Origin of the sequence: Methylobacterium sp. Leaf85, from assembly GCF_001422125.1 — a bacterium.
GTDB classification, from domain to species: Bacteria; Pseudomonadota; Alphaproteobacteria; order Rhizobiales; family Beijerinckiaceae; genus Methylobacterium; species Methylobacterium bullatum.
Map to the genome: position 1 here is coordinate 94,466 of NZ_LMME01000034.1, position 23,153 is coordinate 117,618.

The 23,153-nt window shown below is 68.0% G+C and carries 23 protein-coding genes; 19 read left to right on the top strand and 4 right to left on the bottom strand.

The features are described 5' to 3' along the window. The first annotated feature begins 181 nt into the window (after window positions 1-181). The gene (locus ASF08_RS21605; RefSeq protein WP_056149742.1) at window positions 182-610 is read left to right on the top strand and encodes a hypothetical protein; all 429 of its coding nucleotides are present in this window, start codon (window positions 182-184) and stop codon (window positions 608-610) included. A gap of 61 nt (window positions 611-671) precedes the next feature. Continuing rightward, on the top strand, window positions 672-1,823 hold the full coding sequence (gene rnd / locus ASF08_RS21610; RefSeq protein WP_056149395.1) for a ribonuclease D: 1,152 nt from the start codon (window positions 672-674) through the stop codon (window positions 1,821-1,823). Between the two features lie 66 nt (window positions 1,824-1,889). Here rnd and ASF08_RS21615 read toward each other — a convergent pair whose 3' ends face one another. Both ASF08_RS21615 and ASF08_RS21620 read right to left on the bottom strand, forming a co-directional pair. Continuing rightward, window positions 1,890-3,731 (bottom strand): hypothetical protein, encoded by a 1,842-nt coding sequence (locus ASF08_RS21615; RefSeq protein ID WP_200931889.1) that lies wholly within the window; start codon window positions 3,729-3,731, stop codon window positions 1,890-1,892. Window positions 3,732-3,862: 131 nt separating this feature from the next. Next, the gene (locus tag ASF08_RS21620; RefSeq protein WP_018043514.1) at window positions 3,863-4,189 is read right to left on the bottom strand and encodes a HesB/IscA family protein; all 327 of its coding nucleotides are present in this window, start codon (window positions 4,187-4,189) and stop codon (window positions 3,863-3,865) included. A gap of 120 nt (window positions 4,190-4,309) precedes the next feature. Here ASF08_RS21620 and ASF08_RS21625 point away from each other — a divergent pair, with 120 nt between their 5' ends. From ASF08_RS21625 to ASF08_RS21690, 14 genes are all read left to right on the top strand, one after another. Continuing rightward, window positions 4,310-5,557, top strand: a complete 1,248-nt coding sequence (locus tag ASF08_RS21625) for a deoxyguanosinetriphosphate triphosphohydrolase (protein ID WP_056149399.1) — start codon at window positions 4,310-4,312, stop codon at window positions 5,555-5,557. A 22-nt stretch (window positions 5,558-5,579) separates the two neighbouring features. Then, window positions 5,580-6,167: a GDSL-type esterase/lipase family protein gene (locus tag ASF08_RS21630; protein WP_056149402.1), complete on the top strand. Its 588-nt coding sequence runs from the start codon at window positions 5,580-5,582 to the stop codon at window positions 6,165-6,167. A 135-nt stretch (window positions 6,168-6,302) separates the two neighbouring features. Next, window positions 6,303-8,048: an arginine--tRNA ligase gene (argS, locus tag ASF08_RS21635; protein ID WP_056149404.1), complete on the top strand. Its 1,746-nt coding sequence runs from the start codon at window positions 6,303-6,305 to the stop codon at window positions 8,046-8,048. A 30-nt stretch (window positions 8,049-8,078) separates the two neighbouring features. Further along, window positions 8,079-9,503, top strand: a complete 1,425-nt coding sequence (locus ASF08_RS21640; protein WP_056149406.1) for an SPOR domain-containing protein — start codon at window positions 8,079-8,081, stop codon at window positions 9,501-9,503. Between the two features lie 205 nt (window positions 9,504-9,708). After that, window positions 9,709-10,713 (top strand): beta-N-acetylhexosaminidase, encoded by a 1,005-nt coding sequence (gene nagZ, locus ASF08_RS21645; RefSeq protein WP_056149408.1) that lies wholly within the window; start codon window positions 9,709-9,711, stop codon window positions 10,711-10,713. A 175-nt stretch (window positions 10,714-10,888) separates the two neighbouring features. After that, entirely contained in the window at window positions 10,889-11,152 is a 264-nt protein-coding gene (locus tag ASF08_RS21650) for a twin-arginine translocase TatA/TatE family subunit (protein ID WP_018043520.1), read from the top strand. Between the two features lie 149 nt (window positions 11,153-11,301). Continuing rightward, complete coding sequence (tatB, locus tag ASF08_RS21655; RefSeq protein ID WP_056149410.1) at window positions 11,302-11,817, top strand: Sec-independent protein translocase protein TatB; 516 nt, start codon at window positions 11,302-11,304, stop codon at window positions 11,815-11,817. Beyond that, complete coding sequence (gene tatC, locus ASF08_RS21660; protein ID WP_018043522.1) at window positions 11,814-12,614, top strand: twin-arginine translocase subunit TatC; 801 nt, start codon at window positions 11,814-11,816, stop codon at window positions 12,612-12,614. The genes tatB and tatC overlap by 4 nt, the downstream gene beginning before the upstream one ends. 75 nt (window positions 12,615-12,689) lie before the next feature. Continuing rightward, on the top strand, window positions 12,690-12,935 hold the full coding sequence (locus ASF08_RS21665; RefSeq protein ID WP_056149412.1) for a type II toxin-antitoxin system RelE family toxin: 246 nt from the start codon (window positions 12,690-12,692) through the stop codon (window positions 12,933-12,935). Between the two features lie 13 nt (window positions 12,936-12,948). After that, window positions 12,949-13,365: a helix-turn-helix domain-containing protein gene (locus ASF08_RS21670; RefSeq protein WP_056149414.1), complete on the top strand. Its 417-nt coding sequence runs from the start codon at window positions 12,949-12,951 to the stop codon at window positions 13,363-13,365. A gap of 256 nt (window positions 13,366-13,621) precedes the next feature. Beyond that, window positions 13,622-14,908: a serine--tRNA ligase gene (serS, locus tag ASF08_RS21675; protein WP_056149417.1), complete on the top strand. Its 1,287-nt coding sequence runs from the start codon at window positions 13,622-13,624 to the stop codon at window positions 14,906-14,908. Next, window positions 14,908-15,672 carry a 5'/3'-nucleotidase SurE gene (gene surE / locus ASF08_RS21680; protein ID WP_018043524.1) on the top strand — a complete coding sequence of 255 codons (765 nt, stop codon included), beginning with the start codon at window positions 14,908-14,910 and terminating at the stop codon, window positions 15,670-15,672. Before serS ends, surE begins: the two co-directional genes overlap by 1 nt. 111 nt (window positions 15,673-15,783) lie before the next feature. Next, a complete protein-coding gene (locus ASF08_RS21685) occupies window positions 15,784-16,437 on the top strand; it encodes a protein-L-isoaspartate O-methyltransferase family protein (protein WP_147830327.1) in 654 nt (217 codons plus the stop codon). Between the two features lie 212 nt (window positions 16,438-16,649). After that, on the top strand, window positions 16,650-18,077 hold the full coding sequence (locus tag ASF08_RS21690; RefSeq protein ID WP_056149419.1) for a murein hydrolase activator EnvC family protein: 1,428 nt from the start codon (window positions 16,650-16,652) through the stop codon (window positions 18,075-18,077). 106 nt (window positions 18,078-18,183) lie between these two features. Here ASF08_RS21690 and ASF08_RS21695 read toward each other — a convergent pair whose 3' ends face one another. Continuing rightward, window positions 18,184-19,071 (bottom strand): LysR family transcriptional regulator, encoded by an 888-nt coding sequence (locus ASF08_RS21695; protein ID WP_056149421.1) that lies wholly within the window; start codon window positions 19,069-19,071, stop codon window positions 18,184-18,186. Here ASF08_RS21695 and ASF08_RS21700 point away from each other — a divergent pair. Further along, on the top strand, window positions 19,070-19,807 hold the full coding sequence (locus ASF08_RS21700; protein ID WP_244474606.1) for a cysteine hydrolase family protein: 738 nt from the start codon (window positions 19,070-19,072) through the stop codon (window positions 19,805-19,807). The genes ASF08_RS21695 and ASF08_RS21700 overlap by 2 nt on opposite strands. Before the next feature lie 174 nt (window positions 19,808-19,981). Here the strand turns inward: ASF08_RS21700 and ASF08_RS21705 are convergent, their stop codons facing one another. After that, entirely contained in the window at window positions 19,982-20,872 is an 891-nt protein-coding gene (locus ASF08_RS21705; protein ID WP_200931890.1) for an ATP-binding protein, read from the bottom strand. A 233-nt stretch (window positions 20,873-21,105) separates the two neighbouring features. Between ASF08_RS21705 and yajC the strand changes: the two genes are divergently transcribed. Continuing rightward, the gene (gene yajC / locus ASF08_RS21710; RefSeq protein ID WP_056149425.1) at window positions 21,106-21,441 is read left to right on the top strand and encodes a preprotein translocase subunit YajC; all 336 of its coding nucleotides are present in this window, start codon (window positions 21,106-21,108) and stop codon (window positions 21,439-21,441) included. 91 nt (window positions 21,442-21,532) lie between these two features. Further along, a complete protein-coding gene (gene secD / locus ASF08_RS21715) occupies window positions 21,533-23,140 on the top strand; it encodes a protein translocase subunit SecD (protein WP_056149426.1) in 1,608 nt (535 codons plus the stop codon). The last annotated feature ends 13 nt before the right edge of the window (window positions 23,141-23,153 follow it).

The window sequence follows — 23,153 nt, forward strand, 5'->3', positions numbered from 1 at the left end:
CTTCAGATTGAGCGGCGCACCATTCACGCGAGGGCGGGCAAGTCAAGGTGAAGGCGATCCCAGGAGATCGCGACGGCAGGGCGCGTAAGCGGGAGCCGGGATGAACCCGGAGCGGGCGCCGCCGAGGGGCCGGAGGGGGAGGGACCTTACGAGAACGAGGGTGCATTCCCATATCAAGCCCATGAATGCGAACGCGTTTTTCGACATTTTGCACGAGGCCGCAGTGGCTCCCTCGGCACGCGGGAAGCCCGCGGAACGGGGCGAGCATAAGCCCGGCGTATGGCAGGTCCTGCCGCTCGAAGGCCGGTTCGAGATCGTCTACGAGGATTCCCGCGGTCTCTGGAGCACGCGTGCCCTCGACGCGCGCGAGTTGAGGCTCGGCCCCGGCCGGACGCTGCTCGGCGGCATCGACCGCGCACGCGGCGGTTATCGCGGCTTCCGGGTGGACCGGATGCGGCGCCTGACCGAGGAGGGCGGGCCTCGGAGGAATGCCGGCATCCTCGACTGGCTTCTCGCCCGTGCCGAGGCCCAGCGGCGCGAGCGTGCCGAACTGATGCGCAGCCTCGCGCGCCGCCTGACGAGGGAAGTACAGCACGGGATGTGGGGATAGGCGCGCGCGGTGCGAGATACGATCTCGCCTCGCGCGTCAACCTCCGATATAGCCGGCTCTCATGGATCTCATCGCCACCACGCCGGCTCTCGCCGAGGCCTGCAGCCGTTTCGCCGGACAGCCGTTCGTCACCGTCGACACGGAGTTCATGCGGGAGACGACCTACTACCCCAAGCTCTGCCTCATCCAGATGGCGGGGCCGGACGGGTCGGGTGTGCTCGTCGACCCGTTGTCCCCCGACATCGACCTCGCGCCGTTCTTCGCGCTGATGGCCGACGAGGGCGTGGTCAAGGTGTTCCACTCGGCGCGCCAGGATCTCGAGATCATCTGGCTGCTTGGCGGGCTTCTGCCGCAGCCGTTCTTCGACACGCAGGTCGCCGCCATGGTATGCGGCTACGGCGATTCGGTCTCCTACGAGCAGCTCGTCAACGACGTGGCCAAGGCCAAGATCGACAAATCCTCCCGCTTCACCGACTGGTCGCGCCGTCCGCTCTCCGACGCCCAGTCGAGCTACGCCCTCTCCGACGTGACCCACTTGGTGAAGGTCTACGAGGTGCTGGCTGGGCAGCTCCTCTCCACCGATCGCGGCGAATGGCTCGACGAGGAAATGAGCGTCCTCACCTCGCCGGAGACCTACAAGGCCGACCCGGCCCAGGCCTGGCGCCGGTTGTCCGGCCGCATGCGCAAGCCGCGCGAGATCGCGGTGCTGGCCGAGGTCGCCGCCTGGCGCGAGCGCGAGGCGCAGACCCGCAACGTCCCGCGCGGGCGCATCCTCAAGGACGAGGCGGTGATCGACATCGCCACCTCCGCTCCGCGCAGCGTCGAGGCCCTTGGGCGCCTGCGCTCGATCCCGGCGGGCTTCGAGCGTTCGCGGACCGGAACGGACATCCTCGCCGCCGTGGAGCGCGGCTTCCAGCGCGACCTGTCCGACATCGTCCTGCCCGAGCGCAGCCGGGGTCGGGGCGGCAACGGCGCCGTGGTGGAATTGCTGAAAGTGCTGCTCAAGGCGGTCTGCGAGGCCGAGGACGTGGCGCCCAAGATCGTCGCCACGATGGATGACCTCGAAGCCATCGCCGAAGACGACGAGGCCGACATCGCCGTCCTGCACGGCTGGCGCCGGACGCTGTTCGGCGAGAAGGCGCTCGCCCTCAAGGCCGGCCGCCTCGCCCTGTCGGCCGAAAATGGCCGCATCGTGGTGCGCGAACTGAATTGAACCCGGCCCCAAACGCTCTGCCCCCTCCTGTAGGGAGCGAGCGACGCGGGCGTCGTCCCGGGTCGCTTAATTCGCCTTCGCGCTCACATCCAGCCTGTCGAGGACGGCGCCCGGTGTCGGGGCCGCGCTGAATTCGAGCATGCCGATGCCGCCGGCGTTCTTCGCCTTGGCGCTGAGCAAGAACGTGCCCGGCTTTGTCACGAACTGGCCCAGGGCCGCGCCGATGGCCTTGGCGCCGGCCGAATTGCCGAGGATGGCCGGCACGCCGAACGTGGTGGCGGTGACGTATTCCTGGGTCAGTTCCTCAGGCTTGAGGCTCAGGCTCTTCGACTGCGAGGCGATGAAGCGCTCGAACAGGCCGGTATTCTCGATCCGCAGGTCGAGGGCCTTGGCGGTGGCGCCCAGCATGGCGAAGGTCGAGACGCTCGGATCGGGGTCGAACACCGCAGGTCCGATACCACCGAGGGTGCCGTTGATCGTCACGCTGCCCATGTCCTTGCCCGACACCGATACCTCGCTGAAGGAGAGCTCCTTGGCGGCTTCGTTCCAGGCCGTGTCGGCGACGACGTTCAGGTCGAGGTCGCGGTAGCCATAGGCGCCGAGGGAGCCGAGCCCCGGGATTCCGGCCACCGCCGAGGCGGGAAGGGTGAGACCCGAGAGATTGGCCCGGCCGGTGGTTGGCACCCCGTCGCGCAGCGGGCCGAAGGCGAGGGCGCCGTCGCGCAGGCCGATATGCGTGGGCGCCGTCGCGGCCGGAGGGAGCACGGGCGAGGCGGCGCCGGGGGGCTTCGCGGGGGGCTTGGGCGAAGCGGGCACCTCGTCCGGCGGCAGGTCGAGACTCAGATCCTTGAATGCCAGGGTGCCGAGCGCCGGCGTCATCTGCCGCAAATCCGCTTCGGTGGGCTCCCCGGCCTGGGTCGAAAGCTTGCGCATGGCCACCACGGTCGGGGCAAAGGAGAAGCCCGCGACGCTCAAGCGCGCGAGCTTTCCGGCGGCATCGCCCGCGGTGAAGCCGAGATCTTCCATGCTGAGGCCACCGGAGGACAGGACCATGCGCCCCATGCCGATCGATACGGGCTCGCCGTCCTTCGTCTGGCTGATGGTGAGCCCGGTGGCCTGGACCGAGCCGACGGAGAAGCCGTCGAGAACGTCCGCCATCACCCCGAAGATTCTCGCCCTGTCGGCGGGATTGCCCTGAGCTTGGTCCGCGCGCGCCATCGCGTCCAGCGCGCCCGTCCAGGTCGCCGGAATCTGGCGCCCGCTGAGGTCGGTGCCCTCGATGCGCGCCACCTTCACCACCGTGCCGTCGGCCTCCATCAGCGTATCGGAGACCGAGAACGCGCCATAGAGGCGCATCATCGGGCTCTTGGCATCGCCAGCCTCACCGTAGAGACGCGCCATCGCCGTGAGATCGACGTCCCGCATCTCCATGCGGCCGTAGCTGGCGCTGCGCTTCTCGCCGCCTCCCGCCTCGGCAGCCGTCGCCCCCGCCGCTGCCGCCTGGGCGATGCGGCCGCCGCGCACATCCTTGGCGGTCACGTCGCGGTAGATCACGGTCTGGGTCCTGGGGCCGACCCGTATCTCGGAGCGAAGCTCGGGAATCACGATGCTCGCGGCATCGAACTTCGCGAGACGCGCTGGCAGAGGCTCGGGGCCGGATCTGAGCAGGGCGAGAAGGTCGTCCTTCGTCAGGCGCGTCCCGCTGACGATGACCTGCGGCGCGGTGAGGACCGTGCCGCCGAAGGTCATCGTCACGTTCTGGAGCGTGACGTCCTGCACGGCGGAGGCGGCTTCCTGGGCCGAGACCGGCAAGGGGCCGATCGGGCCGCCGCCGCCGAAGACGAGGAGGGCGCAGACCGAAAGGCCAGCCGTCCGCATGAGAAAGGGACGACCTTGTGGGACGATCATGAGCGGATCCGGGGCGCTGCGAAAAAAGGCGCTTCGTGCAACGGTGCCGCGCCGAACCGCATCCGTGCCGCTTTTTCCACGGCGAGGCAATCGCGCTGCCTCACGCCGTGCTGTGACGGAATGACGAAGCCTCAGAGCGAGAACGAGGTGCCGCAGCCGCAGGAAGAGGTGACCTGCGGATTCTCGATCTTGAAGGCCTGGCCAATCAGGTCGTTGGCGAAATCGATGGTCGATCCGCTCATGTATTCGAGGGAAACCGGATCGACGAGGACGGTGGCGCCGTCCCGCTCGATCACCACGTCGTCCTCGGCCCGCGCCCGCTCGATGTCGAAGGCGTAGGAGAAGCCCGAGCATCCGCCGCCGTTCACGCTGATCCGCAGGGACGCGCCGGGAGGCTCGGCTCCCATGATCTCGTTGATGCGCTTGGCCGCGCGGGGGGTCAGGGTGATGTCGGCCATCGTGATGCTCTTGGGTTCTCGTCGATTGCCAGAAGCGCTAGCCCACACAAGATATGCGCCGTAGAGACGCGCTGCAACGCGGGATGATCGTTGCGCGCGATAGCGCATTCAGGAGGTGACGTGCGGCACAGGGGCGAACGCTGGCGGGCGCGCTACGCCACCGATCCGGCGGCCACGCGCGGGCGGCTGATCCCGGAGGCGATCTCGCCCACGCGCAGCGACTTCCAGCGCGACCGCGACCGGATCATCCATTCGGCCGCCTTCCGCCGCCTCAAGCACAAGACCCAGGTCTTCGTCCACCACGAGGGCGACCATTACCGAACCCGTCTGACCCACACCCTCGAAGTCAGCCAGATCGCCCGTGCGCTGGCCCGCGCGCTCGGCCTCGACGAGGATCTCGCGGAGGCGCTGGCGCTCTCCCACGACCTCGGCCACACCTGTTTCGGCCATACCGGCGAGGACGCGCTCGATGCCCTCATGGCCGCTCACGGCGGGTTCGACCACAATGCCCAGGCCCTGCGGATCGTCACCCGGCTCGAGCGGCGCTATGCCGGGTTCGACGGGCTCAACCTCGCCTGGGAGACCCTGGAGGGCCTCGTCAAGCACAACGGCCCGCTCCTCACGAAGGAGGGCGACCCGACCCCGCGCTGGGCGGCACGGGGCATTCCCGCCGCCATCCTCGAATACAACGCACAGAACGACCTCGACCTCGCCCGTTTCGCCGGGCCGGAGGCCCAGGCGGCGGCTTTGGCCGACGACATCGCCTATGACAGCCACGACCTCGACGACGGTCTGCGGGCAGGCCTGTTCGAACTGTCGGATCTCGACGGCGTCCCCTTCCTCCGGGACATCCTCGACGAAATCGACGCGCTGCACCCGAATCTCGAGGAATCGCGAAAGATCCACGAACTGGCGCGGCGCGTGATCACCCGGTTCGTGGAGGACGTGATCGCCGAGAGCACCCGGCGGATCGAGGCCCTGGCACCGGCTTCCGTCGCCGATATCCGCGCGGCCGACGAGGCGGTCGTCTCCTTCTCGCCGGCCCTGGAGGAGGCGGATGCCGCGATCAAGCGCTTCCTCTACGCGCGGATGTACCGCCACCCGAGCGTGCTGGCGGTGCGGGCGCAGGCGGACATCATCGTCGCGGACCTGTTCGATGCCTTCAGCACGAACCCTGCCCGCATGCCCGAGGAATGGCGGGCCGGGCTCGAGGCGGCGGGGGAGGGGCGCATCGCCCGCCGGGTGGCCGACTATATCGCCGGCATGACCGACACCTACGCGGTGCTCGCCCACAAGCGCCTGTTTCCCACGACGCCGGACCTGCACTGGAGTCCCGAGAGCCGGGGCCTGCCGCTGGCGGAGGGGTAGGGCCGGGATGTCGGGACGATCCATGCGCATCTGCTTCATCGGCGACAGTTTCGTGAACGGGGTCGGTGACGACACCTGTCTCGGATGGACGGGCCGTCTCTGTGCCGAGGCCCGTCGCGCGGGCTGGGACGTCACGCATTACAATCTGGGCATTCGCCGCGACACCAGCCTCGACATTCAGGGCCGCTGGCGCGGCGAGGCCGAAGCCCGCCTGCCCAAGGGGCTGGACGGCCGGCTCGTTTTCGCGTTCGGCGCAAACGATTGCACCCTCATGGATGGCCGAACCCGCGTCGCCCATGACAGCTCCCTCGATGCAACACGGGCAATTCTCGCAGACGCCGCCGGTTGGCGAAAAACCCTGATGATCGGCCCGCTTCCCGTCTGCGACGATCCCTCGACGGATGCACGAATCCTGGCTCTGTCGCGCGACATCGCTCCCCTCTGCGCCCGACTGGGTGTTCCGTTCCTGCCGGTCTTCGGCGTGGCCACGGGATCCGATGCATGGACCAGCGAGGCCGCGGCGGGGGACGGAACCCACCCCAATGCCGGCGGCTACGCGGCCCTGGCCGGCGCCGTGGCCGAGTGGGAGGCTTGGCGCGCCTGGTTCTGAAGCGCCGGGCTGATGGGGGCAGCAAAGGGCGATGGGCGGCCTCCCGTGACACCTGCCCCCCGCATTGGTATGCCGCCGCATTGAGGCGCAGGCCGTCGTGACGATGCGGCTTGGCGCGAGCGGAATAGATATCCCATGAACATCTTCGCCACCTTCGAGACGCGCGTGCGCGAGGCGCTCGAGCGCTTGATCCGGTCCGGGACGCTGCCCGAGGGGCTCGATCTCTCCCGCGTGGTGGTCGAGCCGCCGCGCGATGCCACTCATGGCGACCTCGCCACCAATGCCGCCCTGGTCCTCGCCAAGGAGGCCCGGACCAATCCGAAGGCGCTGGGCGAAGCGCTGGCGGCGGAGCTCCGGCAAGATCCCCGCGTGATCGAGGCGAGCGTGGCCGGACCGGGCTTCATCAACCTGCGCCTGACGCCCGAGACCTATCACGAGGTCGTGCGTGCCGCGCTCGGCGAGGGCACCGAGTACGGCCGAGCCCACCTGCCCGGCGGCAAGGTCAACATCGAATACGTCTCGGCCAACCCCACCGGGCCGATGCATGTGGGCCATGGCCGCGGGGCGGTGTTCGGCGACGCGCTGGCCAACCTGCTCGTGGCGGCCGGCCGCCACGTGACGCGCGAGTACTACATCAACGATGCCGGTGCGCAGGTGGACGTGCTCGCCCGCTCCGCGTTCCTGCGTTACCGCGAGGCGCTGGGCGAAGAGGTCGGCCCTGTGCCCGAAGGCCTCTATCCCGGTGACTACCTCGTGCCGGTGGGCAAGGCCCTCGCCGAGACGCACGGACGCGCACTCCTCGACACGCCGGAATCCGACTGGCTGCCGCAGGTGCGGGCGGATGCCATCGCCGCGATGATGGACCTGATCCGGGGCGATCTCGCCCGGCTCGGCATCCACCATGACGTGTTCTTCTCGGAAGCCACCCTGAAGGAGGCGGTGCCCGCTCTTCTGGCGGAGCTTCGTGAAAAGGGCCTCGTCTACGAAGGCCGGCTGCCGCCGCCGAAGGGCCAGCTGCCCGAGGATTGGGAGGACCGCGAGCAGACCCTGTTCCGCACCGTGGAGTTCGGCGACGACGTCGACCGGCCGCTGCTGAAGTCGGACGGCTCGTTCACCTACTTCGCCTCGGACATCGCCTATCATCGCGACAAGATCAGGCGCGGCGCCACCGACCTCATCGACGTCCTCGGCGCGGATCACGGCGGCTACGTCAAGCGCATGCAGGCGGCGGTGAAGGCGGTGAGCGACGGGAACGCCACCCTCGACGTGAAGCTTTGCCAATTGGTGCGGCTCCTTCGGGCCGGCGAGCCGGTGAAGATGTCCAAGCGCGCCGGCGAGTTCATCACCCTCGCCGAGGTGGTCGACGAAGTCGGCCGCGACGCGATCCGCTTCATGATGCTCTACCGCAAGAACGACGCGACCCTGGACTTCGACCTCGCCAAGGTGGTGGAGCAATCCAAGGACAACCCGGTCTTCTACGTCCAGTACGCCCATGCCCGCTGCGCCTCGGTGTTCCGGCAGGCGCGCGAAGCGATGCCCGGCGAGGACTTTTCCGTCGCCGGCCTCGCGGATGCGGATCTGACGCTGCTGGCCGATTCCGCGGAAATCGAGATCATGCGGCTCATCGCCCAATACCCGCGGGTGATCGAAGCGGCGGCGGCGGCACACGAGCCACACCGTGTGGCATTCTACCTCTACGAGCTGGCAAGTTCCCTGCATGGTTTCTGGAACAAAGGCAAAGACCTGCCGCAATTACGGTTTATTAATCCAAACGACCGAAACTCGACACGGGCAAGACTGGCCCTCGTGGAGGCTTTGAGAGGCGTCGTCGCCTCCGGCCTCGCGGTCTTGGGTGTCACCGCGCCGGATGAAATGCGGTGAGGTGATCTCGGCGTGAAGAGGAATGCTGCCATGACGACGAACGCTTCGCGAGCGCCTGTCGATTTCGACGCCTTCGCGCGTGACTTGCAGCCCACGACGCCGCCCCAGCCGCAGGCCCAGCCTGCGGCCAAGCCCGATCCGCTGGCGGAACTCGCCCGCATCGTTGGCCAGGACGACCCCTTCCGCGCCCTCCTCGAAGCCCGCGATTCCCGTACCGCGCCCCAGCCGCAGGGCCAGGGCGGGCGGAGGGAGCCGATCTTCCACGACGAGGCACCGGCAGCCGCCCCGTCGGCCCATTCCGGGTCACCTGCGGCCTATGCACCTGCGCCTGCGGCCTACGCCCAGCATCCTCAGTACCAGTCCGAATCGGAGGCCTCGCTCTCGGCTCATCCGGCCGATGCCTTCGACCAGTATCTCGCCTCCGTCGATCACAGCGCCTATGCCGACGGGGTCCACGATCCCCGCGGATCGGAGGCCTATGCGCCGGAGCAGGAAGACCGCCTCAACCGCGCGGCCGAACGGCCCCGCCAGCGCAGCCGCCTCGTCTCCGTGGGTGCCGGCCTCGGCGTGCTGGTGGTCTGCGTCACCGGCGCGCTCACCTGGCGCGGCCTGCATTCGAGCCAGGGCGACGGCACCGTGCCGACGATCCTGGCTGACAAGGCTCCGCTGAAGATCGCCCCGCAGAAGGCGGACGGCGTCGAGATTCCCGACCAGAACAAGCAGATCTACGATCGCAACGCCAAGGACGGCCAGATCCGCATCGTCAACCGCGAAGAGCAGCCGGTCGACGTCGCGCAGGCCGCCCGTTCCGCCCAGCGCGCCGGGGAGGGCGGAGCCACGCCCTCGACCGGGCAGGGCGGCAATACGGCCCCCCTCACCGAAACCCTCGGCGAGCCACGCCGGGTGCGGACCGTCTCCGTCAAGCCGGATACGCCTCCGCCGCCGCCCCAGCGCGAGGCTTCCGCCGCCCAATCCGTGATCCCCACGATGACGCTTCCGGGCGATAACGGCGGCTCCACCAGCGGGTCGATGCATCCGCGTGTCGGAAAGCTGCCGACGGCGACGCCCGGAGCGACCGACGAAGCTGCGGTACCCGAGCAGGCCGCCCCCGCTCCCCGCGTGAAGGCCCCGCAGCGCGTTAGCGCCGTCGCTCCCGATGCGACGTCCGCCCTGCCGACGCCCGCCCCCGTTCCGGCGGCTTCGACCGCGCCGGTCAGCGGGTATTCGGTCCAGCTCGGGGTGCGCACCAGCGAGGCCGAGGCTCAGGCCGCCTTCAAGCAGATGCAGGGCAAGTTCAGCCAGCTCTCCGGCAAGCCCGCCCTGATCCGTCAGGCCGAGGTCAGCGGCAAGACGATCTACCGCGTCCGCGTCGGCCCCCTGGCCAAGGCCGAAGCCACCACCCTCTGCACAGAGTTGCAGGGCGCTGGCGGCCAGTGCTTCGTGGCCAAGAACTGAGCCAAGGGAATTGAGTTTCGGGATCCGGGCCTGAGGATTCCAGGCCGAGGGAGCCGAAGCGAAGACCTCGAAGGCGATCGTCGACGCCTCGCATCCCGGTGGCGCTTCGTGCGAGCCCCGCCCGGGCGAGGACCGCCGCGACCGGAACGAGCAGGGGCGGACGTCCCTCGGATCGTCTGTCCATTCAAGCCGAGCAGCATACCCCATGACCACTCGCGCCCTGATCCTCGGCTGTGCCGGCCGGACCCTCTCGGACGAGGAGGCCGCGTTCTTCCGCGATGCGCAGCCCTGGGGCTTCATCCTGTTCAAGCGCAACATCGGCTCGCCGGACGAAGTGAGGGCGTTGACCGATGCGCTGCGGGCCACGACGGGCCGGGCCGACACGCCGATCCTGATCGACCAGGAGGGCGGACGGGTGCAGCGGATGGGGCCGCCGCACTGGCCGTCCTATCCGGCGGGCGCCCGTTTCGGCCGGCTCGACGGGTCGGGCATCGCCATGGCGCGCCTCGGCGCGCGGCTGATGGCGCACGATCTCGCCTCGGTGGGGATCAACGTCGATTGCGCGCCCGTTCTCGACGTGCCGGTGGCCGGTGCCCACGACATCATCGGCGACCGCGCCTACGGCACCGATCCGCACGCCGTCATCGCCCTGGGGCGCGCGGTGGCCGAGGGGCTGATGGAGGGGGGCGTCCTCCCCGTCATCAAGCACATCCCCGGTCACGGCCGCGCCGCCTGCGACAGCCACATGGACCTGCCCGTGGTGGAGGCAGAGGGCGTGAGCCTGGCCGCCCACGATTTCGTTCCCTTCCGCGCCCTGGCGGACCTGCCGATGGCGATGAGCGCCCACGTGGTCTACGCCGCCCTCGACCCGCACCATCCCGCCACGCAGTCCAGCGTGGTGATCGGACAGGTGATCCGCGGCCTGATCGGTTTCGACGGACTGCTCATGACCGACGACCTTTCGATGAAGGCACTGGACGGCACCTTTCGCGAGAAGGCCGAGAAGGCATTCGCCGCCGGAATCGACGTCGCTCTCCATTGCAACGGCGATCGGCAAGAGATGCAGGCCGTTCTCGAAGGCACGCCGATCCTGTCCGGCGAAGCCCTGCGCCGCGCCGAGGCCGCCCTGGCCCGGCTCGCACCGCAGGAGGAGTTCGACGTCGCCGAGGCGCGCTCGCGCTTCGAGGCGGGCCTTTCCGCCCAGGCATGAGCGCGATGCTCCCGACGCGTTTATGACGCACTGCACAATTGCCTCAGATGCCGCGAATGCCGTGGCCAGAGACCCCGTGGTTCTTGTGTTCGCTTCCTCCCATCCCTAGTTTCCCGACAATCCGTCGTGAGAGGGCGTCGCTGGGCAGGCGACCGCATGGGCGCAGGAGTTTGCCATGGGCAGCATGAGTATCTGGCACTGGATCATCGTCGCGGGCATCGTGATGCTGCTGTTCGGGCGCGGCAAGATCTCCGACCTGATGGGCGACGTCGCCAAGGGCATCAAGGCCTTCAAGAAGGGCATGGCCGAGGATGAGACGCCTGCCGGGCAGGCGCCGGCCGTGCCGCCGCCGAGCAACGGCGAGCCCGTTCGCACCCTGCCTCACCAGGGCGAGCCGGCCACCGCCAGCCACGTTTCGGCCGACCGCAAGGTCGTCTGAGACCGTCAAGGCGACATCGGCGGTCCTGGACGGGATCGCCCGAAGTTCGTGTGAGCGAAATCGCCCGACGGAGATTGGTCTTGCGTGAACCATGCTAGGCCGTCGGTCGTGACGAGGCATAGGCCATCGGCCGCGGGACGAGCGACACCATGTTCGACATGAGTTGGGGCGAGGTGATGCTGATCGGCGGCGTCGCCCTCATCGTCATCGGGCCCAAGGATCTTCCCAAAGCCCTGCGCACCGTGGGCCAGGTGACGGGCAAGATGCGTCGCATGGCCGGCGAGTTCCATGCCCAGTTCAACGAGGCGATCCGCGAGGCCGAGTTCGACGAGGTCCGCCGCGAAGTCGACGGTATCAAGCGTTCCGCGAGTACGATGGGGCCGAGCTTCAATCCGGTCCAGACCATCCGCGACGAGATCCGCGGCGCCGTGGACGGACGCTCGCAATCGAGCACGCAGCCCCTGGCCAACGTGGCCGCCAAGCTCGCCGAGAACGACCCGCCCGCGCCGTCCGAGCCGTCGATCCAGGCTCCCGCATCGGCTGAGCCGGCGCACGTCGAGCCACCGCCCCCGCCGGATTACGCGCTGCCCGATCTCCCGCCCCGGACTGCCATGGCCCCGACCGAACCCTCCACCAAGCCTACCGAGCCCGGCGCTGCCTCATGATCGATCCGGTCGACGAATCCGAGGTGGAGGCATCGCGCGCGCCGCTCCTCGACCACTTGATCGAATTGCGCTCGCGGCTGATCAAGTCCCTGGCGGCCTTCGTCGTGATGTTCTTCGCGTGCTTCTTCGTCTCGCGGCACATCTACAACATCCTGCTCCACCCCTACGTCTCCATCGTCGGCCCGGAGAAGGCACAGCTCATCGCGACGCATTTCCTCGAACAGGTGTTCACCAACATCAAGCTCAGCGTGTTCGGCGCGGGTTTCCTCGCCTTCCCGGTCATCGCGACGCAGATCTACGCCTTCGTGGCGCCCGGCCTCTACCGCAACGAGCGTCAGGCCTTCCTGCCCTATCTCGTGGCGACGCCGATCTTCTTCGTTCTCGGCGCACTGGTGGTGTTCTTCCTGGCGATGCCGCTGCTCATCCAGTTCTCGGTGAGCCTGCAGCAAGTCGGCCAGCCGGGTGAAGCGACGATCTCGCTTCTGCCGAAGGTGGACGAGTATCTCTCGCTCATCATGACCCTGATCTTCGCCTTCGGGCTGGCGTTCCAGCTGCCGGTGATCCTCACCCTGCTCGGCCAGATCGGCGTGATCGACACCGTCTTCCTGCGCGAGAAGCGCCGCTACGCCATCGTCCTCGTCTTCGTGGCGGCCGCGATCCTGACGCCGCCCGACGTGATCTCGCAGCTGTCGCTGGCCCTGCCGATGCTCCTCCTCTACGAGGCCTCGATCTTCTCGGTGGCCCGCGTCGAGCGCCGCCGCAAAGCCAAGCGGGTCGCGGAAGGGCTGGAGCCGTAGGAGGGCTTCTCCTCCTCGTCCGTTGCCGGTATCGTCCTTCGCAAATGACGCTCTCGATGCGGGCCGTTCGATGCGATGAACAAGACGCTGGTCTTCACGTCAGGCGCCGGGCGTGCCTTCTGGAAGCTTCCGTCGGAGGTACAGGAGACGTTGAACCAAAAGCTCTTTCTCTACGGGCTGACCGGCGAAGGTGATGTGAAACGGTTGGTTGGTGTCAATGCCTTGCGACTGCGCGACGGCGAGTACTGGATCGTGTTCGAGGAATCGGCGACGGCTTTGACGATCGTCGCCGTCGGCCATCGGCGTTCGATCTATCGTTGAGAGGAGGCGATGCGTGAAACCGCAAATCCTGACAACTGCGGCGGGCGAGGAACTCGTCGTTCTGGCACGACACGACTACGACGTGCTGCTCGCCCGCCTCGGTGACGAGGAGGCGGAGGATCGCCTTTCGGCCGAGATTGCGATGACGGTGAAAGCGGCGATCGCCGAAGGGACAGAGATTCTGCTGCCCACTTGGCTCACGGATCGGATGGCAGCCGATGGCAGTCCGGTCAGGATCGTGCGCGAGCATTTTGGGCTCTCATCGAGCCGGATGGCGTCCAAGGCCGGCATGACCACAGACCACCTCGCGGATATCGAAGACGGTGGACAAACTCCGTCGCCTGCTATGCTCGATGCGATCTCGCTGGCCGTCGCGCTCGACCCACGCGTACTGCGGGGCCTGTACCACCCTCCGGGTGAAGCAGCCTGAGGCGAAGCTTTCGCGCGGCCGAAAAGACTGGAATTGTAGCAGTACCACTACTCTCGCCCCCGACTTGATTTTGAGGCGCCGCGAGGCGGCCTCGGAAGAGACCTCCAGTTCGCGCCGTGGTGTCTGAAGTCCTTCGCTGGCGCTTCGACGCCTCGCGGTGAGGTCGTGGGATAGGCGGGGGCTACACCAGCCCGGCCTTGTCGGGGTCGCCCCGATGCTGCAAAGCGTCGGCGACTCACAGCGAACCGAGCCGCCCATGCACGACATCCGCGCCATCCGCGAGAATCCGCAAGCGTTCGACGAAGCCCTGCGCCGTCGCGGCCTCGACGCGCTCTCGGCCGAGCTGATCGCCCTCGACGACGCGCGCAAAACCGCCACCTCGGCGGCGCAGGCCAACCAGGAGCGGCGCAACGCGCTGGCCAAGGAGATCGGCGGCGCGAAGAAGGCGAAGGACGAGGCGCGTGCCGCCGAGTTGATGGAAGAGGTGGCGCGGCTGAAGGAGGAGGGGCCCGCCCTGGAGGCGGCCCAGACGGAGGCCGGCAAAGTCCTCGACGACCGCCTCGCGGCGATCCCCAACCGCCCGAACCCGGAGGTGCCGGAAGGCGCCGACGAGCACGGCAATGTCGAGCACCGCGCCTTCTCCGGCAGCCGGACCAAGCTCGCCACCGGCCGCCAGCATTTCGAGCTCGGCGAGGCCTTCGGCCTGATGGATTTCGAGGCGGCCTCGCGCATGTCCGGCGCGCGGTTCGTGGTGCTCAAGGGCCAGCTCGCGCGGCTGGAGCGGGCGCTCGGGCAGTTCATGCTCGATCTTCACACCGGCGAGCACGGCTACACCGAAGTGGCGCCGCCGATCCTGGTGCGCGACGAGGCGATGTTCGGCACTGCGCAGTTGCCGAAGTTCCGGGACGACCAGTTCCGGGCCGGAGAGGAGCACTGGCTCATCCCCACGGCCGAAGTCCCCCTCACCAACCTCGTGCGTGAATCGATCCTCTCCGAGGACGAGCTACCCTTACGCTTCACCGCGCTGACCCCGTGCTTCCGCGCCGAGGCCGGGTCGGCCGGGCGCGACACGCGCGGCATGCTGCGCCAGCACCAGTTCAACAAGGTCGAGCTCGTCTCGATCACCACGCCCGATCAATCCGCCAACGAGCACGAGCGGATGCTCGGCTCGGCCGAGGCGATCCTGAAGAAGCTCGACCTGACCTACCGGGTGATGACGCTCTGCACCGGCGACATGGGCTTTGCCAGCCAGAAGACCTACGACATCGAGGTCTGGATGCCAGGGCAGGAGACGTTTCGCGAGATCTCGTCCTGCTCGGTCTGCGGCGACTTCCAGGCGCGGCGGATGAACGCGCGCTACCGCCCGAAGGAGGGCAAGGGCGCACAATTCGTGCATACCCTCAACGGATCGGGCGTCGCGGTCGGCCGCGCCCTCATCGCCGTGATGGAAAATTACCAGAACCCGGACGGCAGCGTCACCATCCCGTCGGTTCTCAAGCCCTACATGGGCGGCATCGAGAAGATCGAAGGGCTCAAGAGCTGATGCGCATCCTGGTCACCAACGACGACGGCATCCACGCGCCGGGCCTCGAAACCCTGGAGGGCATCGCCCGGACCCTGTCCGACGACGTCTGGGTCGTGGCGCCCGAGAGCGATCAGTCCGGCGTCTCGCACTCCCTGTCGCTCAACGATCCCCTGCGCCTGCGCCAGGTCTCCGAGAAGCGCTTCGCCGTGAAGGGCACGCCCTCCGATTGCGTGATCATGGGCGTGCGCCACATCCTCAAGGACCACGGGCCGGACCTCGTCCTGTCCGGGGTCAATCGCGGCCAGAACGTCGCCGAGGACGTGACCTATTCGGGTACCATCGCAGCGGCGATGGAGGGCACCATCCTCAACGTGCGCTCCATCGCCTTGAGCCAGGCCTATGGCGCGGGCGGGCGCGGGGCGATCAAATGGGCCTGCGCCGCCCATCACGGGCCGGGCGTGGTGAAGAAGATCCTGGAGATCGGGATCGAGCCCGGCATCGTCGTCAACGTCAACTTCCCCGATTGCGAGCCAGAGGAGGTCGCGGGCACCTCCGTGGCCGCGCAGGGGATGCGCAATCAGGCGCTGCTCGCCATCGATGCGCGCCATGACGGACGCGGCAACCCGTATTTCTGGCTCGCCTTCGCCAAGGCGCGGTTCGAGCCCGGCCACGGCACCGACCTGAAGGCCATCGCGGAGAATCGCATCTCGGTGACGCCGCTGCGCCTCGATCTCACCGACGAGCCGACGCTGACGCGCTTCGCCCAGGCCTTCGCCGAGTGAGACGCCCCGGCCTTCGCGCGGCGCAAGCGCGACCGCGTGTCGGCGCCCCCATGCCGGATCGCGGACGTTCCGGGAATCGGACCATCCGCACACAGCCGTGAGACGACGTCCATGACGATGGAAGGCTCGGTCGAGGATGCCGCCTTCGTCATGGCCCTGCGCGGCCTCGGCGTGCGCGACACCGATACCCTGCGGGCGATGGAGCGGGTGCCCCGCGCCCGTTTCGCGCCCCGCGAGCACCGGGATCTCGCCCGGCGGGACGTGGCCCTGCCGCTCGCCTGCGGACAGACCATGTCGGCGCCCACCGTGGTCGCCGCGATGCTCACCGCCCTGAAGGTGAAGCCCGGCGCCCGCATCCTCGAGATCGGCACCGGCTCGGGCTACGTCACCGCCCTGCTCATCCGCCTCGGCGCCGCCTCCATCCTGAGCGTCGAGCGTTACGCCACCCTGGCGGAGGATGCCGTCTCGGCCCTCGACCCGGAGGACCGGGTGATCGCCCGTGTGGAGGTCGGCGACGGCCTCGATCCCGACGTCGCAGGGGAGGGGGCGTTCGACCGCATCCTGGTCAACGGCACCCTGCCGGCCATGCCCGCCCATCTCGACTCCCTCCTGGCGCCCGGCGGCAGGCTGGTGGGCGCTCTCGCGCAGTCGGGCGGGGCGCGCCTCGTCCTCGCCGATCGGGGCGGGGAGGGCGCCGTCGTTAAAAATCTCGGTGTCCAATTAAGGCTGGCGCCCCTCACACCCGGCAGAGCCTTCGTTCTCTAGGTAACAGGAGAAGGCCCGGCTCCAGGGACCCAAATCCTTGATCCATCACGATCTTATCGCCGGGCACAGCCGCGGTCGATTTGGATCGAGCCGGGACGTGCCTGCCAGGAAAGTTCCTTCGACGCCGAAAACGTGGTGAACGGGAACGGTTGTTTAACCTGAATCCCGTTTGAATGACGTCATCAAGTTGCGTCAGGCAAACAGGTGCGTCGATGCGGGTTCGCGGGACTGGTCTAGGGTTGAGGACGCTGTCGCGTTTCGCGCTCATCGGTGTGATCGGCGGCAGTGCCGCCGGATGCTCAACCGATGCGTCGCGGTTGGGCGACCCCTTCGGGAACCCCTTCGCCTCGAATGTTTCGAGTGAGCCGAGCGCCACGGGCAGCCTGCCCGATGACGGCGAGATGGCTCCGGCTCCGGCGGTACGGACCCCCAGGATCCAGTCGCAGGCCCTCGGTGCGCCGATGTCGCCGCGTCCGCTGGCCGCGACGCCTCCCATGGCCACGGGCCGCGTCGCCTCCACCGCGCCGTCCTCCGGGATGGTCTCCGGCATGAACCCCTCGGGAATGAATCCTGCGGGCATGAATCCGGATGCCGGCCGCGGCATGGTCGCGACGCCGCGCACCGTTCCTGCGGCGCCCCCGCCGCGCATCCCGTTCAATGCCGGGGCCAAGGCCGCGGAGGCCAGGGCCGCCGAGGCGAAGGCCGCGGAAGCGAAGGCTCGTGCCGAGGCTGCCCGCGCCGAGGCCGCGCGCCAGGACAGCGTCCGCCAGGAAGCCGCCCGCAGGGAATCCGAAGCCCGGACGCTGGCTGCGGCCAAGACTGCCGCCGAGGCCAAAAAGATCGCCGAGGCGAACAAGGCGTCGGAGTCCAAGCGCGCCGTGGAAACCAAGAAGCTGGCGGAGGCCAAGCTCGCGGCCGATGCCAAGCATGCGGCCGAAGCCAGGAAACTCGCGGAGGCCAAGAAGGTCGCTGAGGTGAAGAAGGCCGCCGAGGCGAAGAAGCCCGTCGAGGTCGCCAAGGCCGAGGCTCCGAAGGTCGATCCCGCCAAGGCGAAGGCCGAGGCCGCCCGCAAGGCCGCGGACGCCGAGGCCAAGCTCGCCAAGGCCGAAGCCGCCAAGGATGCGGCCAAGAAGGTCGCCGAGGCCAAGGCCGCCGACTTGGCAGCCGCCAAGGCCAAGACCGCGCCGGTCAAGGTCGCCTCACTGACGCCCGTGCCCGAGAAGGCCGAGCCCGCCAGCACAGGCTCCGTCGCGGCTCCCGCCGCCGAGCCCGACCAGTCGTTCCGTTGGCCCGCCAAGGGCCGGGTGATCTCCGGCTACGGCACCAGCGGCAACGAGGGCATCAACATCTCGGTGCCCGAGGGTACGGCGGTGAAGGCCGCCGAGGACGGCACGGTCGCCTATGCCGGCTCGGACGTGAAGGGCTACGGCAAGCTGGTGCTGGTTCGCCACACCAACGGCTACGTCTCGGCCTACGCCCATAACGGCGAACTCGACGTCCGCCCCGGCGAGAAGGTCAAGCGCGGCCAGACCATCGCCAAGTCCGGCGCCTCGGGCAACGTGACTTCGCCCCAGCTGCACTTCGAGATCCGCAAGGGTGCGACCCCGGTCGACCCGATGCCGCACCTCGCCAGCAACTGAGCGGATTACCATTCACACAACGAACGGCGGCTCCCAGGAGCCGCCGTTTTCATTTGTGCTCTGCTGCTTTGCGAACGCTCGAAGACGGCGGGGCCGTTAGCGCAGATCAGCGATGGCGTGCCTCGCAGAACCGGTCATCGCGTTCGAATGCCTCGGCAAGCCGATCCGCCACCATCCTGACGGCCGGCGCCTTGCGGATGTCCTGATGCTGCGCGAGCCAGATTTCGCGTGTCGGAAGAGGGCCATCGAAGGGGAGGCGCTGGAGCTGACCCTCGAAGGGTCCGATCATGAACTCGGGAAGCAGCGCAATCCCCATTCCAGACAGTGCGGCTGCCCGCTGTCCGGTGATGTCGTCGATCCGAGCCGCGAACCCGTCGCTGCCGGCCTGCTCGATCAGCCAACGCTGTTGTGGCAGCGTATCGAAGCGGTGCGAGTAGCCGATGAACCGGCGACGGGCATTGCCGGGGTCGTAAGTCTTCGCGGCGACCAGAGCGAAGCGCATGATTCCAAGGCGCCGCCGAGCATGCGAACCCTCCTCAGGTCGCGTCAGCCGGATCGCGAGATCGGCTTCGAGCCGGTCGAGGGAGACCAGCGGGACGCCGCTCGCGATGGTCAGGACGATCCCGGGATGTTCCGTGCCAAGGGACGCCAGCGCCGGCACGACGACCTCATTGGCGAGGCCCGGTGTCACCGCCACCACAACTTCGCCCGACAGGAGTTGCCGTGCTCCTTTCGCATGCCTGATCAATGAAACGGCATCGTCGGCCATGCGTGCCGACAAGACGCCGAGCTCCCGGCCCGCCGTAGTGAGGATGGCTCCCGTCGCCATGCGGTCCACCAAGCGCAGGCCGAGCACTTCCTCCAACCGGGCCAGACGGCGACTGACCGTGGCATGACTGACACCGAGCCTGCGGGCCGATGCCGAGAGCGAGCCCTCCATCGCCACGGCGTGGAGAATACGCAAGTCATCCCAATCGATATCCCGTTCGGACATGCTGCTCATTTCCGTACAAGACTTGGGTGAAACTGCTCATTTTTGTGCAGCAGCCCAGGTGGTACCCCGTTCGGCGGAGGATGATTCCATGTCGAACATGTTGCTTGGCGCCGTATTGCTGGCTCTGTCTACGCCTGCCGTCGCCCCACGCACCCTCTTGGAAATAGCGGGAGCCCGCCCCCCGGCCTTGGACAAGACTCGTGCCGCGCTCGTCATCATCGATGCGCAGAAGGAGTATCGATCCGGCGTGCTACCTCTGCCGGGGTTCGATCCAGCCGTTACTCGGATCGTGGAACTACGGGATTGGGCGCATGCGAACGGCGTTCCGGTGATCCATGTCCGGCATGTGGCCAAAGCCAATTCGGCCGCCTTCGCCGAGGGGTCGGCTGGAGCCGAGTTCATACCCGAATTGACCCCGATACAGGACGAGATGGTCGTGACGAAGCGCCTTCCCAACAGCTTTGCAGGAACCGATCTCGACGACATTCTTCATCGCGAGCGGCGCGGCCTGTTAATCCTCGCCGGCTTCATGACTCACATGTGTGTGGAGGCAACCGCCCGCTCGGCACTGGATCGGAATTATGAGAGCTTCGTCGTGGCCGATGCGACAGCAACCCGCTCTCTGCCGGCAGGGAGCGGTTCCATCGCCGCGGAAGAGGTTAAGCGCAACGCCCTTGCGGCTATCGCTGACCGCTTTGCCTGGATCGTCCCCACCTCCTGGGTGACCGGCCGGTAGCCGCGCTCGCACACTATCCGCCTCCCGATCACGGACCGCCTCGAGACCGTATTGGGCATGCCCCTGCCATCCGAGGCTCATCCGCGCGCAAGCCCCAGATCTCTCTCCGCTCGCGCTCGATGTATCCGGAAAATCGACCTCCCGGCATACCGACGCGACGGCGGTCGGCCACGTTCAATCGAGCCGCTGTCCCAGCCGCCCCGCGAGGTCCTGGATGAACTGAAAGGCGGTGCGGCCGGAGCGCGAACCGCGGGTGGTGGCCCATTCCAGGGCCTCGGCCCGTACCGTATCCGGGTCGGCCTTCAGCCCGTGGCGCTCCACATAGGCGCGGATCATGGCGAGGTACTCGTCCTGGCTGCATTTGTGGAAGCCGAGCCAGAGGCCGAAGCGGTCGGAGAGCGAAACTTTCTCCTCCACAGCCTCGCCGGGATTGATCGCGGTGGAGCGCTCGTTCTCCACCATCTCACGGGCGAGGAGATGCCGCCGGTTGGAGGTGGCGTAGAACAGCACGTTGTCGGGTCGGCCCTCGATGCCGCCGTCGAGAGCCGTCTTGAGCGACTTGTACGATGTGTCGTCGCCATCGAAGGACAGGTCGTCGCAGAACACGATCCAGCGGTGCGCATCGCCGCGCAGGGTCGCCATGAGGTCGGGCAGGGCCTCGATGTCCTCGCGGTGGATCTCCACCAGCTTCATCGGTAGCTCACCCTCCGCCCGCTCCGCGTTGATCCGGGCATGGGCCGCCTTCACCAGGGACGACTTGCCCATGCCGCGCGCGCCCCAGAGCAGGGCGTTGTTGGCGGGCAGGCCTTTGGCGAAGCGCGTCGTGTTGTCCACGAGGATGTCGCGGGCCCGGTCGATGCCGGTCAGCAGATCGATCTCCACCCGGTTGACCTTCGGCACCGGGATCAGACGGCGGTCCGATCCCCAGAGGAAGGCATCCGCCGAATTCAGGTCCAGGGCCGGCTTCGCGGCCGGGGCGGAACGCTCCAGGGCGGCGGCGATCCGCTCGAGGACGGGCAGGATCGCGTCGAGCATCGCCCGGTCGGCAGGTGGGGTCGAGGTCATGGCGTCTCGAAACTCCTTGGATGTGCTGTCGAGCGCGTCCATACGGACAATGCGGCGGAAAATCACGGGTGCGGCATCGGGTGCGGGCCATCCGATCCGCGCATCCTGCGGACGCGCCGTTGCTTTCACCAAGTGCATGGCTATAGTCCGCGCGCTTTTCGACCTGTCCTGACGCGCCCATACCCGCCTGCGCGCGACTCCCCAGGACCGGCTCAGCCCAAGGAGTCACCCGCTTGATTACCCCCGCCTTCGCGCAAGGGGCCACCGCGGCCGCTGGCGGAGCGGACATCGCCTTGCAGGTGGTGCCGTTCGTCCTCATCTTCGTCATCATGTACTTCCTGATCCTCCGCCCGCAGCAGCGCCGCGTGAAGGAGCATCAGGCCCTCGTGAAGAACGTGCGCCGGGACGACACCATCGTCACCACCGGCGGGCTGATCGGCCGCGTCACCAAGGTCGCCGACGAGGCCTCCGAGATCGAGGTCGAGATCGCCCCGAACGTCAGGGTGAAGATCGTCCGCACCATGATTTCGGAAGTCCGCGTCAAGGGCGGTCCCGTCAAGGCGGCCTGAGATCCCGGGGCCGTCACGCGTGGCGGCCTTGTGCACCGCTTGAAGATGCCGGTGAAAACACCGGCATCGTAAGAAGAAACGGAACGGGCGGATGCTGCGCTTTTCGAGAACCAAGATCGTCGCGACGCTGGCCGTCATCCTCATCGGCCTGAGCCTCGCCGTGCCGAGCTTCTTCTCGGCCGAGCAGCGCAAGGGCTTCATGGCGTCCCTGCCGGGCTGGTTCCCGAGCTGGATCGTGCCCCAGCGGGCCATCGTGCTGGGGCTCGATCTCCAGGGCGGCTCGCAGATCCTCCTCGAAATCGACCGGAACGACCTGATCCGCTCGCAGACCACGGGTCTGCGCGACGACGTGCGCCGCACCCTGCGCGAGGCCGGCATCACCCCCGAGGGCGGCATCCAGCTGATTCCGCGTGGCGTCCAGATCCGCATCTCCGATCCGGCCAACCGCGCCAAGGCCCTGCCGAAGCTGCGCGAACTGTCCCAGCCGATCTCCAACGCCATGGTGGCCCAGGCCGGCGGCCAGACCCTCGACGTCACAGACCGGCCCGACGGCACGATCCAGTTGCTGCTCACCGATGCTGGCCTCACCGACCGCACCCGCCGGGCCGTGACGCAGGCCATCGAAGTCATCCGCCGCCGCATCGATTTCGGCGGCACCAAGGAGCCCTCGATCCAGCAGCAGGGTGCCGACCGCGTCCTCGTCCAGGTCCCCGGCCTGCAGGACCCACAACAGCTCGAGGATCAGCTCGGCAAGACCGCCAAGCTCGAATTCCGCATGCTGGCCGATTCGCCCTCCGGCGATGTCGACATGCTCACCAACAAGGACGAAGGCGGCGGCAAGGTGCCGGTGGAGCGCCGGGTCATGGCCGATGGCGGCGATCTCACCGACGCGCAGCCGGCCTTCGACCAGCAGAGCCACGAGCCCATGGTGAGCTTCAAGTTCAACCTGAAGGGCGCCCAGCGCTTCGGCCAGGCGACCTCGGAGAACGTGGGCCGCCGCATGGCCATCGTGCTCGACAACGAGGTCGTCTCGGCGCCGCGCATCAACACCCCGATCACCGGCGGCTCGGGCCAGATCACCGGCAACTTCACCGTCAAGCAGGCCAACGACCTCTCGATCCTGCTGCGCGCCGGTGCGCTGCCCGCCAAGCTCACCGTGGTCGAGCGCCGCGTCGTCGGCCCCGGCCTCGGCAACGATTCCATCGAGGCCGGCAAGAAGGCGACCATGGTCGCCGGCATCCTCGTCATCGTCTTCATGTTCGCCACCTACGGGGTGTTCGGCTTCTTCGCCAACATCGCCCTCCTCGTCCATGTGGGCCTCATCCTCGGCCTGATGTCGGTGCTGGAGGCGACCATGACCCTGCCGGGCATCGCCGGCATCGTGCTCACCATCGGCACGGCGGTGGATTCCAACGTTCTGATCTACGAGCGCGTGCGGGAAGAGGTGCGGGCGGGACGCTCCATCGTCTCGGCGCTGCAGGCCGGCTTCGACAAGGCCTTCGCCACCATCATCGATTCGAACTCGACCATGGCCATCGCCGCCCTGATCCTGTTCTTCCTCGGCTCCGGCCCGGTGAAGGGCTTCGCCGTGGTGTTCATCCTCGGCATCCTCACCACCGTCATCACGGCAGTGACGCTCACCCGCATGATGATCGCCCTGTGGTACAACTACGCCCGACCCAAGGCCTTGCCGTTCTGAAACAAAGCTCTGC

Excerpts from the sequence above, each read along its gene's own strand:
- ASF08_RS21650 (WP_018043520.1), top strand. The coding sequence starts at position 10,889 with ATGGGCAGCATGAGTATCTGGCACTGGATCATCGTCGCGGGCATCGTG.
- ASF08_RS21630 (WP_056149402.1), top strand. The coding sequence starts at position 5,580 with ATGCGCATCTGCTTCATCGGCGACAGTTTCGTGAACGGGGTCGGTGAC.
- ASF08_RS21640 (WP_056149406.1), top strand. The coding sequence starts at position 8,079 with ATGACGACGAACGCTTCGCGAGCGCCTGTCGATTTCGACGCCTTCGCG.
- ASF08_RS21620 (WP_018043514.1), bottom strand. The coding sequence starts at position 4,189 with ATGGCCGACATCACCCTGACCCCCCGCGCGGCCAAGCGCATCAACGAG.
- tatB (WP_056149410.1), top strand. The coding sequence starts at position 11,302 with ATGTTCGACATGAGTTGGGGCGAGGTGATGCTGATCGGCGGCGTCGCC.
- surE (WP_018043524.1), top strand. The coding sequence starts at position 14,908 with ATGCGCATCCTGGTCACCAACGACGACGGCATCCACGCGCCGGGCCTC.
- ASF08_RS21615 (WP_200931889.1), bottom strand. The coding sequence starts at position 3,731 with ATGATCGTCCCACAAGGTCGTCCCTTTCTCATGCGGACGGCTGGCCTT.
- argS (WP_056149404.1), top strand. The coding sequence starts at position 6,303 with ATGAACATCTTCGCCACCTTCGAGACGCGCGTGCGCGAGGCGCTCGAG.
- ASF08_RS21685 (WP_147830327.1), top strand. The coding sequence starts at position 15,784 with ATGACGATGGAAGGCTCGGTCGAGGATGCCGCCTTCGTCATGGCCCTG.
- ASF08_RS21665 (WP_056149412.1), top strand. The coding sequence starts at position 12,690 with ATGAACAAGACGCTGGTCTTCACGTCAGGCGCCGGGCGTGCCTTCTGG.
- tatC (WP_018043522.1), top strand. The coding sequence starts at position 11,814 with ATGATCGATCCGGTCGACGAATCCGAGGTGGAGGCATCGCGCGCGCCG.
- serS (WP_056149417.1), top strand. The coding sequence starts at position 13,622 with ATGCACGACATCCGCGCCATCCGCGAGAATCCGCAAGCGTTCGACGAA.
- ASF08_RS21705 (WP_200931890.1), bottom strand. The coding sequence starts at position 20,872 with ATGACCTCGACCCCACCTGCCGACCGGGCGATGCTCGACGCGATCCTG.
- ASF08_RS21695 (WP_056149421.1), bottom strand. The coding sequence starts at position 19,071 with ATGTCCGAACGGGATATCGATTGGGATGACTTGCGTATTCTCCACGCC.
- ASF08_RS21690 (WP_056149419.1), top strand. The coding sequence starts at position 16,650 with ATGCGGGTTCGCGGGACTGGTCTAGGGTTGAGGACGCTGTCGCGTTTC.
- secD (WP_056149426.1), top strand. The coding sequence starts at position 21,533 with ATGCTGCGCTTTTCGAGAACCAAGATCGTCGCGACGCTGGCCGTCATC.
- ASF08_RS21605 (WP_056149742.1), top strand. The coding sequence starts at position 182 with ATGAATGCGAACGCGTTTTTCGACATTTTGCACGAGGCCGCAGTGGCT.
- ASF08_RS21700 (WP_244474606.1), top strand. The coding sequence starts at position 19,070 with ATGCTGCTCATTTCCGTACAAGACTTGGGTGAAACTGCTCATTTTTGT.
- rnd (WP_056149395.1), top strand. The coding sequence starts at position 672 with ATGGATCTCATCGCCACCACGCCGGCTCTCGCCGAGGCCTGCAGCCGT.
- nagZ (WP_056149408.1), top strand. The coding sequence starts at position 9,709 with ATGACCACTCGCGCCCTGATCCTCGGCTGTGCCGGCCGGACCCTCTCG.